We start from the raw sequence: 12,378 nt of genomic DNA, 5'->3' as shown, positions 1-12,378 counted from the left end.
CCCGAGCCGACGAGGACCTGCATGCCGGAGCACCGGATGACCACTCTGATCCATCTCCCCCCGATCGGATCCCTGCTGCGCCACGCCGGCCGTCCGCTCCTGGAGTCCACCCTCATCCCCCTCGCGCTGTTCTGGATCCTCTTCACGCACGCGGGCTTCGCCGCCGGGATGCTCGGGGCGCTGTCCTGGTCCGCGCTGGCCATCGGGCGTCGCGTCGTGACCCGGCGGAAGATCCCCGCGGTGCTGTGGCTGACCACCGCCCTGCTCGTCGTCCGCACCGTGGTCGGGTTGTGGACCGGGTCCGCCTTCCTCTACTTCCTGCAGCCCACGGTGCAGAACTTCGTGTTCGCCGGGCTGCTGCTCGTCACGATCGGGCTGGAGCGGCCGTTGCTGGCCAAGCTCGCGGACGACTTCTGCGCCTTCCCCGACTCGCTCACCCAGCACCCGCGGATGAAGAGCTTCTTCAAGAAGGTCTCCCTGCTGTGGGCCGCGGTCTTCCTGGTCAACGGCATGACCACGCTCGCGGTGCTGGCCACCCAGACCGTCGGCAACTTCCTCATGGTGTCCACGGCCGGCTCGTACTCGCTGGTCGCGGTGGGCATCGGACTCTCGCTCTGGTGGTTCCACCGCTCGCTGGCCGGCGAGGGCATCGGCCTGCGCGTCGGCGTGCCGCAGCCGAAGCTCCGCGTGGGCTGAGGCGCCGACCGCTCGCGACCGCGTTATGGAACCACAACGCTCACCAACCCCCGGCTCTGAGCGCGTTATGGAACCACAACGCTCACCGACCCCCGGCTCTGACCGCGTTATGGAGCCATAATGCTCAGCGACCCCCGGCTCTGAGCGCGTTATGGAGCCATGACGCGGGCCGGTCAGAGGCGGCGGGCCAGCTCCTCGAGCTCCGCGTCGAGGGTGCGGCGGGAGAACTCCCGCGCCCGGCGGCTCAGCTCCTCCCGGCCGGTGGGCTCGGCGCGCAGCCGGCGCACCGCCGCGGTCACGTCGGCGGGCCGCGGGCAGACCAGCGCCAGCCCGGCCTCCTCCGTCATCCGCGCCCCCGCTCGGCCGTGCCCGGGCACCGGGTTCGCGAACAGCACGGGCGTGCCGACGGACAGCGACTCGCTCGCGATCATCCCGCCGGCGGTGGTGAGCACCAGGTCCGCCGCGGTGATCAGCTCGGGCACCCGGTCCGTCCAGCCGAGGGCGGTCAGGCCCGGCGTCCGGCGCGCCCGCAGGCGCGAGCGCAGGCGCTCGTTGCGCCCGCACAGCACCACGGCCTCGACCGGCGGGCCCTCCCCCGCGCCGCCCGCCAGCACCGCGTCGACCACGCCCTCCATCCCGCCGAAGGCCAGCGAGCCGCCGGTCACCAGCACCACGAACGCGCCCTCCGGCAACCCCAGTGCCGCCCGGGTCGCCGCCCGGTCGCCCGGGTGGAAGCGGCGGTCGACGGCCGCCGGCGCCACCCGGACCTCGGCCCCCGGGACCAGGTCCGCGGCCTGCGCCCGGCTGGCCGGGAGCAGCGTCCACGTCTCGTCGACGTCCGCCCACACCCAGAACGGGTGCACGGCGACGTCCGTGACCACCGCGACGCTGCGGGCGGGCAGCTGCCCGTGCCGGCGCAGCCAGGCCAGCCCACCACTGATCATGGGATAGGTGGAGACGACCAGGTCCGGGTGCTCCTCGCGCAGCAGCGGGGCGAGCGACCGGCCCAGCCGCGCGGCCACGACGCGCTTGCAGAGCGCGGCGAACCGCGGGTGGTGGACGAGCAGGTCGTAACCCAGGCCGTAGAGACCGGGGGCCCAACGCATGGTGGCCGCGTAGGAGCGGCGCAGCACCGCGTCGCGCACCCCGCCGCGCCGCCCGCCGCTCGCGCTCTCCACCTCGTGCACCTCGGCGGAGGGCCACAGCTCGCGCATCCGCGCAGCCAGGGCACGGGCCGCCGCCACGTGTCCCTCACCCACCGGGGCCGACAGCACGAGGACCCGGCGCGGCGCTCCACCGTCCATACAGGACACGATACCCCCGTGCCCCTCGGCCCACTCACTCCCCGCAGGCAAGGACTCCCATGACCCCTCCGCAACGGTTGCTGCTGGTCACCGGCAGTATGGGGGCGGGCCACCACGCCGCGGCCCGCGCCGTCGAGGAACGCGCCCGGCGGTCGTGGCCGGCCGTCGAGGTGACCTGGACCGAGACCCTGGACGGCATGGGGCCTCGCACCGGACCGGTGTTCCGCGCCGTCTACGCCGGGTGCATCCGCTACCTGCCCTGGTTGTACGAGCTGTACTTCCGCCTGCTCTGGCACGTACCCGTGTTCCGGGCCGGTACCCGCGCCGTGATCGGGCGGTGGAGCGGCCGCGGCCTCGAGTCCGCGCTGCGCGAGCACCGGCCGGACCTCGTCGTGGCCACCTTCCCGGAGGGCATCACCGGGCTGGCGTGGCTGCGCCGGCGCGGGCGCCTCGCCGTCCCCGCCGTCGCGCTGGTCAACGACCCCGCCCCGCACCCGCTCTGGGCCTCGCCCGTGCTGGACCTGCACCTGGTGAGCACCGAGGAGGGTGCCGCGCTGCTCCGCCGCGCCGCCCCGGGCGCGCCGGTCCACGTGGCCGCGCTGCCCGTGGTGTCGGCCTTCGCCCCACCGGAGGAGGCACCGCGCGAACGGCCGCGCGTCCTCGTCTCCTGCGGCTCGCTGGCCTTCGGCGACGTGCCCGGGATCTGCGCGGGCGCGCTCGACGCCGGTGCCGAGGTCCTCGTCACCACCGGCCGGCTCCCCGCGCTGCGTCGCCGGCTGCGCCGGCTGGCCGACAGCCATCCGCAGGGCGGGCGGCTGACCGTCGTCGACTGGATCGACGACCCCGCCTCCGCGACCCGGGACTCCGACCTCGTGATCACCAACGGTGGGGGCGCCACGGCGCTGGAGGCGCTGGCCTGCGCCCGGCCGCTGCTGCTCGCCGACCCCATCCCCGGGCACGGCCGGGCCAACGCCGAGGTGCTGGCCGCCGCGGGGCTCGCCCGGATCTGCCGCGGCCGGGCGGGCGTGGCGGAGGCGGTCGCCGAGCTGCGCGACCCCGGCGCGCGGGCGGTCGTCGTCAAGGACCTGCGGCGCCGGCTGGAGGCCCGGGACCTGGATCGGGACGTCGCCGCGCTCGCCGATCTCGGCACCGCGCCCGTCGAGGAACGGCTGCGCCCGCAGGACGCCCTGTTCGTGCACGCCGCCACGCCGGAGGTGCCGCAGCAGGTCGGGGCCCGGATCACGGTGGCGGGCGCACCGGCCGAGGGGTGGGTGGCGCATCTCGACGCGCTGGTCCGCGAGCGGGCGCCGCACCTCGACCTGCTCACCCGGCGGCTCGCCCCGCCACGGCCCGGACGCCCGCTGCGCTGGCGGTCCGAGCCCGCCCCGGACCCGCTGGTGCACGTCCGGCGGACGGTCTGGCGGATCGGGCCGGGCGGGGACCGCACGAGCTGGGACGACGCCGTCACCGCCTTCTTCGCCGACGCGCTCGACCCGGGCGTGGGTTGGGAGCTGCAGGCCGCCTGCGCGGACACCGGCGAGGCCGCCGTACTGGCGCGCGTGCACCACGCCCTCGGCGACGGCCTCGCGGTCACCGACGGGCTGATCCGGCTGCTCACCGACGAGAACGCCGGGACACCGGCGGCACGGATGGCCGCCGGCGGCGAGGGGGGCACGGACCGGCTGCGGCATGCCCTCACCGTCGTCCGGGGGATCGCGAGCCTCGCCACGGCCGGCCCCGCGGGCCGGTCCCCGCTGGTCGGGCGCTCCGGTCCCGCGCCGCGGCGGCTGTCGGTCGACCTCGACGGCGGCGAGGTCCGCCGGGCCGCCCGTGCCCACGGCGTCGGCACCACGGTCCTGGTCCTGGCGGCACTGGCCCAGACCCTGCACGAGGAGTTCGACGCACCGCCGCGGATCCGCACGATGGTGCCGATGACGACCCGGACGCGCGCGGGCGTGGGCAGCCGGGCCGGCGGCAACCGGACGGCGGCGGTGTCCGTGGACCTCCCGACCGGGCCGATGAGCCCGGCCGAACGGATCGCCCGGGTGGACCGGGCGCTGGCCGCGGGCTCGTCGGCGGGGCAGCCGGAGGGCGCCGCGGCGGTGCTGGCCGCGCTGGGCCTGCTGCCCGGCCGGGTGCAGGCGCCCCTGGTCAGACTCGTCTACGGCCGTCGGTTCTTCCACCTGCTGGCCTCGGTGATGCCGGGCGCGCGCCGCCCCCTGCACATCCGCGGCGGGCTGATCCGCAGCGTGCAACCGGTGCTGCCGCTCGCCGACGGCGTCGGGCTGGCCGTCGGCGCGCTGCACTGGGGCCGGTACACGTGCGTGGGGATCACCGCGGATCCCGCCGTGCTTCCCGTGATCGAGGGAATACCTGCTGGCCTGAGGCGGTCGTTGGGGAGTATGCAGCTACCCGACACCGGGCGGAGCTCGCGGAGCGAGCACCAGCGCTGATCGGAGGGTTCGGCACGTGGGCACCGGGGGGTGGTGAAGGTGGACGGCGACATGCTCATCGCGGTCCCTGCCGCCGTGCTCGGGGCCGCCGGGTTCGGGCTCGCCACCGCGGCCCAGCAGCGCGCCACCCACGAGGTGGAGACGGCGTCGACGCTGAACCCGCGGCTGATCACCACGCTGCTCCGCCGGCCGATGTGGCTGCTCGGCCTGGTCGCCACCGTGGTGGCGCTGCTGCTGCAGCTCATCGCCCTGGCGTACGGGGCGATTGCGGTGGTGCAGCCGCTGCTGGTCACCGGGGTGGTGTTCGCGGCGGCGTTCTCCTCGCTGATGTCACGCCGCCGACCGGACCCGCTGATCCTGCTCGGCGCGCTGCTCTGCGCGGCCGGGATCGCCGGGTTCCTGCTGCTCGCGCGCCCGGTGCCGTCGGAGCACGAGCACGTCGACGTCTGGGGCGGGCTGCCGCTCGCGATCGCGCTCGCCGCCGCGGTGGTCGGCTCGATCGTGTACTCGTCGCTCGTGCAGCACCCCACGCGCGTGCTGGCGCTCGCCCTGGCGACCGGGATCATGTACGGCGTCACCGCCGGGCTGATGAAGGTCGTCACGGGCCAGCTGCGGGTCGGGCTGTTCGAGCCGTTCCAGCACGTCACGCTCTACGCGGTGTGCGTGATCGGGCCGATCGGCTTCCTCCTCAGCCAGAACACCTTCCAGCAGGGGCGGATGGTGTCGCCGGCCGTCGCCGTGATCACCAGTGTGGACCCGGTGGTCGCGGTGCTGATCGGCGTGTGGTGGCTGGGCGAGCGGCTCGACACCTCACCGGCGCTGCTCGGCGGGCAGTGCTTCGCCGCCGTCGTGGTGATCGCCGGGATCGCCTTCATCACCCTGCGCGGCAGCCACCTGCTCCACGAGCTCGACGCCCAGCAGGCGGCCACGGGTCGCGGCCGACCCGACGTGGCCCCCGGGTGAGCCGCAGCATGGAACCCTACCGTCGAATTACACGCCTCCTTTCCGCGTTATGGAACCATAATGCGGATTCGCGGCCGGTCTCTGCGAGTTGTGGATCCATGATGCGGAGGGCGTCGTGAAGGTCTCGGGCCGCACCGCGCTGGTGACGGGGGCGTCCTCGGGGATCGGCACCGCCGTCGCGCAGCGCCTCGCGGGCGACGGCGCGCGCCTCGTGCTCACCGGCCGGGACCCGGAGCGGCTGCAGCAGGTCGCCGAGCGGACCGGGGCGAAGGCGGTGGTCGCCGACCTCACCGCCGACCTCACCGCCGACCCGGCCGACGGGGTGGACGCCCTGCTCGACGCGCTGCCCGCCCGGCCCGCACTCGTCGTCCACTGTGCGGGGGTCGGGGCGGCCGGGCCGCTGGAGGAGCTCTCCCCCGCCCGGGTCGACGAGCTGATCGACCTGAACCTGCGGGCGCCGGTCCAGCTCACCCGCGCCCTGCTGCCCGGCCTGCGCGCCGAGCGCGGGCACCTCGTGTTCGTGGCCTCGATCGCCGCCCTCGGGGTGGCCGGCGAGGCCGTGTACTCCGCCACGAAGGCGGGCCTGCGGGGTTTCGCCGACGCCGTGCGGATCGAGGCACCCGAGATCGGTGTGACCACGGTGCTGCCCGGCGCGGTGGACACGCCCTACTTCGGCCGGCGCGGCCGGGAGTACGACCGCCGGTTCCCGCGGCCGATCCCTGCCGACCGGGTCGCCGAGGAGATCGTCCGCGGGGTCCGGCGGGGGTCCGTCGAGGTCGTCGTGCCCCGGTGGCTGGCCCTGGGCGCGAAGGTGCACGGGGCCGCCCCGGCCCTGTTCGCCCGGGCCTCGCGCCGCTTCGGCTGATCTCGGGCGAAACGCATTCCGGAGCCGCCCGCCCGAAATCGCATCATGGTTCCCTACTGCGACCTGGACGCGCCCGAAATCGCATTATGGAGCCATAATGCGACCTACAGCGTGGCGCGGAGGTGCTCGGCGATGTCCGCGATGCGTCCGAGGACGCCGTTGAGGAAGCGCGGCGAGTCGTCCGTCGACAGGGTCCGGGCGAGCTCGACGGCCTCGGTGATCGCCACCGGGTCGTCGATCTCGTCCACCCAGAGCAGCTCGTAGACGCCGATCCGCAGCAGCGTGCGGTCGACGGCGGGCATCCGCGCGACCGTCCAGCCCTCGGCGTGCTCGGCGAGGAGCTGGTCGATGCGCTCGCGGTTCTCCACCACGCCGCGCACCAGCAGCGCGGCGTAGTCCGAGACGGGCGGCGCGTCGTCCGTCTCGCGGCGCTGGGTCAGCACCGCGAGCGGGTCGGCGCCGCGCGCCTCGGACTCGAAGAGGATGTCGAGGGCGCGCTTGCGGGCCTTGGTCCTGGCCCGCACGTCAGCTGCTGACGCGGCCGAGGTACCGGCCGTCGCGGGTGTCGACCTTCACCTTGGTGCCGGTCTCGAGGAACAGCGGGACCTGGATCTCCGCGCCCGTCTCCAGGGTGGCGGGCTTGGTGCCGCCGGTGGAGCGGTCGCCCTGCAGGCCCGGGTCGGTGTGGCTGATGACCAGCTCGACCGAGGTGGGCAGCTCGATGAACAGCGGGCTGTCCTCGTGGAAGCTGACCTGCGCGACCTGGTTCTCCAGCAGGTAGTTCGCGGCGTCGCCGACCACGTTCTCCGGGATGGGGAGCTGGTCGTAGGTGTCGCCGTCCATGAAGACGAAGTCCGCGCCGTCGCGGTACAGGTAGGTCATGTCGCGGCGGTCGACGGTCGCGGTGTCGACCTTGGTGCCGGCGTTGAAGGTCTTGTCGACGACCTTGCCGGTCATCACGTTCTTCAGCGTGGTGCGCACGAAGGCGCCGCCCTTGCCGGGCTTGACGTGCTGGAACGCCTGGACCGACCACAGCTGGCCCTCCAGGTTGAGCACCAAGCCGTTCTTCAGGTCGTTCGTGGTGGCCACGTGCGGGTCTCTCCTGGTTCGTCGCGGTCGTACAGGGTCGTACGGAAGGGCGCGCGTGTGCCGACCGTGACGACGGGTGACGAACCGGTACGACCGCACGCGGCGGATGTCGCTCTCGGCGGCGGCGCCCGGACTCCCGCCCGGGCAGGCCCCACCGAACCGCCGTCGAGGATACCGTCGCGCGCCCGCGCACGGGCGACGCCCCGGGTCAGGCCACCTCGACGAGCTCCTTGGTGAACCCGGTCAGGGTCTCGGCGGGCCCCGCGCCGGCCACGACCAGCGTGTCCTCGATCCGCACGCCACCCCGGCCGGCCAGGTAGACCCCGGGCTCGACGGTCACGGCCATGCCTGCCTCCAGCACGTCCTTCGACGCGGCCGACAGCGCCGGGGCCTCGTGGATCTGCAGCCCGACGCCGTGGCCCAACCCGTGCAGGAACTCCGCGCCCAGCCCGGCCGCGGTGATCGGCTCGCGGGAGGCGGCATCGACGTCGGCGGCGGGCACCCCGGCCTCCACGGCCCCGCACCCGGCGGCCTGCGCCCCCCGCACCAGGTCGTACAGCTCGCGCTGCCAGTCCGCGGCCCGGCCGAGCACCAGCGTGCGGGTCATGTCCGAGTGGTAGCCGCCGACCAGCGCGCCGAAGTCGAGCTTGAGGAGGTCGCCGGGGCGCAGCGCGGCGCCGGTCGGGCTGTGGTGCGGGACGGCGGAGTTCGGGCCTGCGGCGACGATCGAGTCGAACGACGGCCCGTCCGCCCCGAGCGCGCGCATCCGGAACTCCAGGTCCAGGGCGATCTCCCGCTCGGTCCGGCCGGCCCGGACGCCCCCCGCGTCGAGCAGGTCGGTCAACGCCGTGTCGGCGAGGGCGCAGGCCCGCCGGATCGCCTCGATCTCGGTGTCGTCCTTGATCATCCGCAGCTGCGCGACCACCCCGGGCGCCCGCTCGAGCGTCGCGCCCTCGGCCGCTGCGGCCAGGGCGGCGTGGGCGTCGACGGTCACGGCGTCGGACTCGAAGCCCAGCCGCCGGATCCCGAGCGCCGACGCCCGCGCGGCCAGGGCCAGCGCCGTGGCCCGCTCGATCACCGGCGGCACGTCCGGCACCTGGGCCGCGGCCTGCGTGATGTACCGGCCGTCCGTGCCGAACCGGCTGGCCGCGTCGTCCGTCGCGGCGAGCAGCAGGGCACCGTTGGAGCCGGTGAACCCGGTCAGGTAGCGGACGTTCACGAGGTCGGTCACCAACAGCCCGTCGAGCCCCGCCGCGCGCATCCGCTCGCGCAGGGCCTCGCGCCGCACGGCTTCGGCTCGGGTGCTGGTCGGGGCGCCACCGGTCATGGTCCTCAGCCTAGGCTGGGTGCATGACAGGGTCGGGGCTGTACTTCAGGCAGCTGCTGTCCGGACGGGACTTCGCGGTCGGCGACCGGGTCGCCACCCAGATGGTCAACTTCGCCTACCTGATCGGGGACGAGGAGTCCCGCGAGGCCGTCGTCGTCGACCCCGCCTACGCCCCCGACGACCTGCTCGACGTTCTCGAGGCCGACGGCATGCGGCTCGGCGGCGTGCTCGCCACGCACCACCACCCCGACCACGTCGGCGGCACGATGATGGGCTTCGACCTCGAGGGGCTCGCCGGGCTGCTGGCCCGCACCCCGGTGCCGGTGCACGTGCAGAAGGCCGAGGCCGAGTGGGTCACCAAGGTCACCGGGCTCTCCGCCACCGACCTGACACTGCACGAGAACGACGACGTGGTGCAGGTCGGCGACATCCCCATCCGGATGCTGCACACGCCGGGCCACACGCCCGGCAGCCAGTGCTTCCTGGTCGACGGGCGGCTGGTGGCCGGCGACACCCTGTTCCTGCAGGGCTGCGGCCGCACGGACTTCCCCGGCGGCGACGTCGAGGCGATGTACCGGAGCCTGCAGCGGCTCGGGTCCCTCGCGGGCAACCCCGTCGTCTACCCGGGGCACCGGTACTCGGAGGAGCCGCACGCCGCACTGCTCGATGTCCGCCGCGCCAACGTCGTGTTCCGGCCGCGGTCGGCCGAGGAGTTCGTGCTGGCGTTCGGCTGAGCCGGCCTACCGGCTCGCCAGGTACCGAAGCGCCAGCACGTAGCCCTGCACGCCGAGGCCGACGATCGTGCCGGTGGCGACGGGGCTGACGTAGCTGTGGTGCCGGAACTCCTCGCGCTGGTGCACGTTGCTGATGTGCACCTCGACGAGGCCGCCGGTGAGCATCGCGCAGGCGTCGCGCACGGCCACGCTGGTGTGCGTCCACGCGGCGGGGTTGAGGACGACCGGGGTGCCGTCGTCGGCGGCCTCGTGCAGCCAGCCGATCAGCTCGCCCTCGGTGTTGGTCTGCCGGACCTCGACCTCCAGGCCCAGCTCGGTGCCGGTCTTCTCGCAGAGCGCGACGAGGTCGGCGTAGGTCGTGTGGCCGTAGATGCCGGGCTCGCGCAGGCCGAGCCGGTTGAGGTTCGGGCCGTTCAGGACCAGGACGCGGGTCGTGTCGCTCATGCGCTCACCGTGGCATAGGCCTGCTCGAGCAGCTCCGGGGCGGGGCCCTCGAGCCGGCCGGGCTTCGCCAGGCCGTCGAGCACCACGAACCGCAGCATCCCGGCGCGCGACTTCTTGTCGCCCTTCATGGTCTCGACCAGCTCGGGCAGCACGCCCTTGGCGTACGTCGTGGGCAGGCCGATCGACGTGAGGATCGCGCGGTGCCGGGCGACGGTCGCGTCGTCGAGGCGGCCGGCGGCCCTCGCGAGCTCCGCGGCGAACACGAGCCCGACGCTGACCGCCGCGCCGTGCCGCCAGGTGTAGTCCTCGCGGCGCTCGATGGCGTGGCCCAGGGTGTGGCCGTAGTTGAGGATCTCGCGGAGGTGGGACTCGCGCAGGTCCGCGCCCACGACGTCCGCCTTGACCTGGATCGACCGGCGCACCAGCTCGGGCAGGACCTCGCCGGCCGGGTCGAGCGCGGCCTTCGGGTCCCGCTCGACGAGGTCGAGGATCACCGGGTCCGCGATGAAGCCCGCCTTGATCACCTCGGCCATGCCGGCGACGAGCTCCGGCTCGGGCAGGGTCTCCAGGGTCGCCAGGTCCACGAGCACCGCGGACGGCTCGTAGAACGCCCCGACCAGGTTCTTCCCGGCGGCGGTGTTGATGCCGGTCTTGCCACCGACCGCCGCGTCGACCATGGCGAGCAGGGTGGTCGGCACGTGGACGACCTTCACCCCGCGCATCCAGGTCGCGGCCACGAAGCCGGCCAGGTCGGTCGCCGCTCCCCCACCGAACCCGATCACGACGTCCTGCCGCGTCAGCCCGATCTGCCCGCAGACCTCCCAGCAGAAGCCGGCGACCGCGAGGGACTTGCCCTCCTCGGCGTCGGGCACCTCCACGCGGTGGGCGTCGATCCCGGCCGTCTCCAGCTCCTGGCGCACCGACTCCGCCGCCTCGGCCAGCGCGGGCTGGTGCACCAGCAGCGCGGTCCGCGACCCCAGCTCCGCGACGACGCCGGGCAGCCCGGCCCGCACCCCGCGGCCGACGATCACGTCGTAGGGCCGCTCCGCGGCGACGCGGATCGTGGTCTCGGCGCCCGATGCGGCGGGCGCGTTCGCGGTCGGGCTCGTCTCCGAGGGGCCGGGCTGGGTCATGCGACGACCCTAACGGCCGCGGTCGGCCCTGCTGCGGGGCGTCGGCGGCCGCGCTCCCTCGTCCGGCGGTCGAGGCGGTTCAGGAGCCGGGGCGGCCGAAGACGGGGTCGGGCAGCGCGGCGTCGTCGGAGGGGGTGACCTCGTCGTCCGGGTCGCCGGGGCGGGAGTCCGGGGCGGGGGCCGCGTCGGTGTCGAGGCCGAGCGCCGCGAGCACCGCGGCGGCGACCTGGTTCGCGCTGCGCTTGACGGTGTCGACCTGCACGGTGGCGACGGACTCGTACAGCGGCGCGCGGGCCTCGAGCAGGGCACGGAAGGTGGCCCGCGGGTTCACGCCGGCGAGCAACGGGCGCGCGGTGGACATGCCGGTGCGGCGGATGCCGTCGGCCAGTCCGACCTTGAGGTAGACGACGCGGTGCGCGGCCAGGAGCGCGCGGGTGGACTCGGCCAGCACGGACCCGCCGCCGAGGGCGAGCACGCCGCACTCCGTGCCCAGCAGCTCGGCCACGACCTCGCGCTCCACCGCGCGGAAGGCCTCCTCGCCCTGCGCGGTGAACATCTCCGCGACGGTGGTGCCGACGCGCGCCTCGATCTCGGTGTCGACGTCCGTGAACGGCACCGACAGCCGACGCCCGAGGACCCGCCCGACCGTGCTCTTGCCCGCCCCGGGGGGACCCACCAGCACCAGCACCGGCCTCGTCGCGTCGCTCACGGGCGCGATCGTATCCGCCGTTCGCCCGGCGTTGCCCGACGCCCGCGGCGACCCCGGACCAACGGCCCCCGGGTGCCGCCGCCGCACCACGTCGGTATGCGAGATCACTGCCCGATCTCAGTGCCCGAGATCACCGCCCGATCTCAGAGCCCGATCTCAGTGCGCGAAGCGGCGCGCGACGTCCTCCCGGTAGGCCGCCGCGTTGCGCCGGGTCTCGGCGAGCGAGTCCCCACCGAACTTCTCCAGCGCCGCCTCGGCCAGCACCAGCGCCACCATCGACTCGGCGACCACCCCGGCACGCGGGACGGCGCAGGCGTCGGACCGTTGGTGGATGGCCGTGGCCTCCTCACCGGTCGCGGTGTCGATCGTCCGCAGCGCCCGGGGCACCGTCGAGATCGGCTTCATGGCCACGCGCACCCGCACCGGCTCACCGTTGGTCATGCCGCCCTCGATGCCGCCCGCGCGGTTCGACAGCCGCTTCACCGGGTCGCCCGGGATCATCTCGTCGTGTGCGGCGGAGCCCCGGCGGTGCGCGGTGCGGAAACCGTCGCCGATCTCCACGCCCTTCATCGCCTGGATGCCCATGAGCGCCGCGGCCAGCTTGGCATCCAGCCGGCGGTCGGACTGGACGTACGAGCCCACGCCGACCGGCATGCCGTAG

The 12,378-nt window shown here is 74.6% G+C and carries 13 protein-coding genes; 5 read left to right on the top strand and 8 right to left on the bottom strand.

The window, feature by feature from the left end:
- Positions 1-36: 36 nt before the first annotated feature.
- On the top strand, positions 37-696 hold the full coding sequence (locus LWC35_RS33145; RefSeq protein WP_232874440.1) for a VC0807 family protein: 660 nt from the start codon (positions 37-39) through the stop codon (positions 694-696).
- A gap of 173 nt (positions 697-869) precedes the next feature.
- On the opposite strand, the gene LWC35_RS33140 is transcribed toward LWC35_RS33145, so the two are convergent.
- Positions 870-2,000, bottom strand: a complete 1,131-nt coding sequence (locus LWC35_RS33140) for an MGDG synthase family glycosyltransferase (RefSeq protein ID WP_232874439.1) — start codon at positions 1,998-2,000, stop codon at positions 870-872.
- A gap of 59 nt (positions 2,001-2,059) precedes the next feature.
- Here LWC35_RS33140 and LWC35_RS33135 point away from each other — a divergent pair, with 59 nt between their 5' ends.
- From LWC35_RS33135 to LWC35_RS33125, 3 genes are all read left to right on the top strand, one after another.
- Positions 2,060-4,453, top strand: coding sequence for an MGDG synthase family glycosyltransferase (locus tag LWC35_RS33135; protein ID WP_232874438.1), 2,394 nt, complete (start codon positions 2,060-2,062; stop codon positions 4,451-4,453).
- Between the two features lie 51 nt (positions 4,454-4,504).
- Positions 4,505-5,416 (top strand): DMT family transporter, encoded by a 912-nt coding sequence (locus tag LWC35_RS33130; RefSeq protein WP_232874437.1) that lies wholly within the window; start codon positions 4,505-4,507, stop codon positions 5,414-5,416.
- Between the two features lie 115 nt (positions 5,417-5,531).
- Complete coding sequence (locus tag LWC35_RS33125) at positions 5,532-6,281, top strand: SDR family NAD(P)-dependent oxidoreductase (RefSeq protein ID WP_232874436.1); 750 nt, start codon at positions 5,532-5,534, stop codon at positions 6,279-6,281.
- Positions 6,282-6,385: 104 nt separating this feature from the next.
- On the opposite strand, the gene nusB is transcribed toward LWC35_RS33125, so the two are convergent.
- The 3 genes from nusB to LWC35_RS33110 all read right to left on the bottom strand — a co-directional run bounded on the left by nusB (position 6,386) and on the right by LWC35_RS33110 (position 8,697).
- Positions 6,386-6,805 carry a transcription antitermination factor NusB gene (nusB, locus tag LWC35_RS33120; RefSeq protein ID WP_232874435.1) on the bottom strand — a complete coding sequence of 140 codons (420 nt, stop codon included), beginning with the start codon at positions 6,803-6,805 and terminating at the stop codon, positions 6,386-6,388.
- 1 nt (position 6,806) lies between these two features.
- A complete protein-coding gene (gene efp / locus LWC35_RS33115; protein ID WP_232874434.1) occupies positions 6,807-7,370 on the bottom strand; it encodes an elongation factor P in 564 nt (187 codons plus the stop codon).
- Positions 7,371-7,578: 208 nt separating this feature from the next.
- On the bottom strand, positions 7,579-8,697 hold the full coding sequence (locus tag LWC35_RS33110; RefSeq protein WP_232874433.1) for a M24 family metallopeptidase: 1,119 nt from the start codon (positions 8,695-8,697) through the stop codon (positions 7,579-7,581).
- A 23-nt stretch (positions 8,698-8,720) separates the two neighbouring features.
- On the opposite strand from LWC35_RS33110, the gene LWC35_RS33105 reads away from it, so the two are divergent.
- On the top strand, positions 8,721-9,431 hold the full coding sequence (locus LWC35_RS33105; RefSeq protein WP_232874432.1) for an MBL fold metallo-hydrolase: 711 nt from the start codon (positions 8,721-8,723) through the stop codon (positions 9,429-9,431).
- Positions 9,432-9,437: 6 nt separating this feature from the next.
- Here the strand turns inward: LWC35_RS33105 and aroQ are convergent, their stop codons facing one another.
- From aroQ to LWC35_RS33085, 4 genes are all read right to left on the bottom strand, one after another.
- The gene (aroQ, locus tag LWC35_RS33100; RefSeq protein WP_232874431.1) at positions 9,438-9,875 is read right to left on the bottom strand and encodes a type II 3-dehydroquinate dehydratase; all 438 of its coding nucleotides are present in this window, start codon (positions 9,873-9,875) and stop codon (positions 9,438-9,440) included.
- Positions 9,872-11,008 (bottom strand): 3-dehydroquinate synthase, encoded by a 1,137-nt coding sequence (gene aroB, locus LWC35_RS33095; RefSeq protein WP_232874430.1) that lies wholly within the window; start codon positions 11,006-11,008, stop codon positions 9,872-9,874. The genes aroQ and aroB overlap by 4 nt, the downstream gene beginning before the upstream one ends.
- 79 nt (positions 11,009-11,087) lie before the next feature.
- Positions 11,088-11,717, bottom strand: coding sequence for a shikimate kinase (locus LWC35_RS33090; RefSeq protein ID WP_232874429.1), 630 nt, complete (start codon positions 11,715-11,717; stop codon positions 11,088-11,090).
- A gap of 156 nt (positions 11,718-11,873) precedes the next feature.
- A partial coding sequence (locus tag LWC35_RS33085) for a chorismate synthase (RefSeq protein ID WP_232874428.1) occupies positions 11,874-12,378 on the bottom strand: 505 nt, incomplete at its 5' end.

This window comes from Pseudonocardia kujensis (assembly GCF_021283305.1).
Lineage (GTDB): Bacteria > Actinomycetota > Actinomycetes > Mycobacteriales > Pseudonocardiaceae > Pseudonocardia > Pseudonocardia kujensis.
The sequence above is the reverse complement of the archived record's forward strand: the minus strand, read 5'-3'. Positions and strand labels throughout refer to the sequence as shown.

Bases quoted from the DNA above. Each gene is read 5' to 3' on its own strand.
- LWC35_RS33105 (WP_232874432.1), top strand. From the start codon at position 8,721: ATGACAGGGTCGGGGCTGTACTTCAGGCAGCTGCTGTCCGGACGGGAC.
- aroB (WP_232874430.1), bottom strand. From the start codon at position 11,008: ATGACCCAGCCCGGCCCCTCGGAGACGAGCCCGACCGCGAACGCGCCC.
- LWC35_RS33110 (WP_232874433.1), bottom strand. From the start codon at position 8,697: ATGACCGGTGGCGCCCCGACCAGCACCCGAGCCGAAGCCGTGCGGCGC.
- LWC35_RS33140 (WP_232874439.1), bottom strand. From the start codon at position 2,000: ATGGACGGTGGAGCGCCGCGCCGGGTCCTCGTGCTGTCGGCCCCGGTG.
- LWC35_RS33135 (WP_232874438.1), top strand. From the start codon at position 2,060: ATGACCCCTCCGCAACGGTTGCTGCTGGTCACCGGCAGTATGGGGGCG.
- aroQ (WP_232874431.1), bottom strand. From the start codon at position 9,875: ATGAGCGACACGACCCGCGTCCTGGTCCTGAACGGCCCGAACCTCAAC.
- LWC35_RS33130 (WP_232874437.1), top strand. From the start codon at position 4,505: ATGCTCATCGCGGTCCCTGCCGCCGTGCTCGGGGCCGCCGGGTTCGGG.
- LWC35_RS33145 (WP_232874440.1), top strand. From the start codon at position 37: ATGACCACTCTGATCCATCTCCCCCCGATCGGATCCCTGCTGCGCCAC.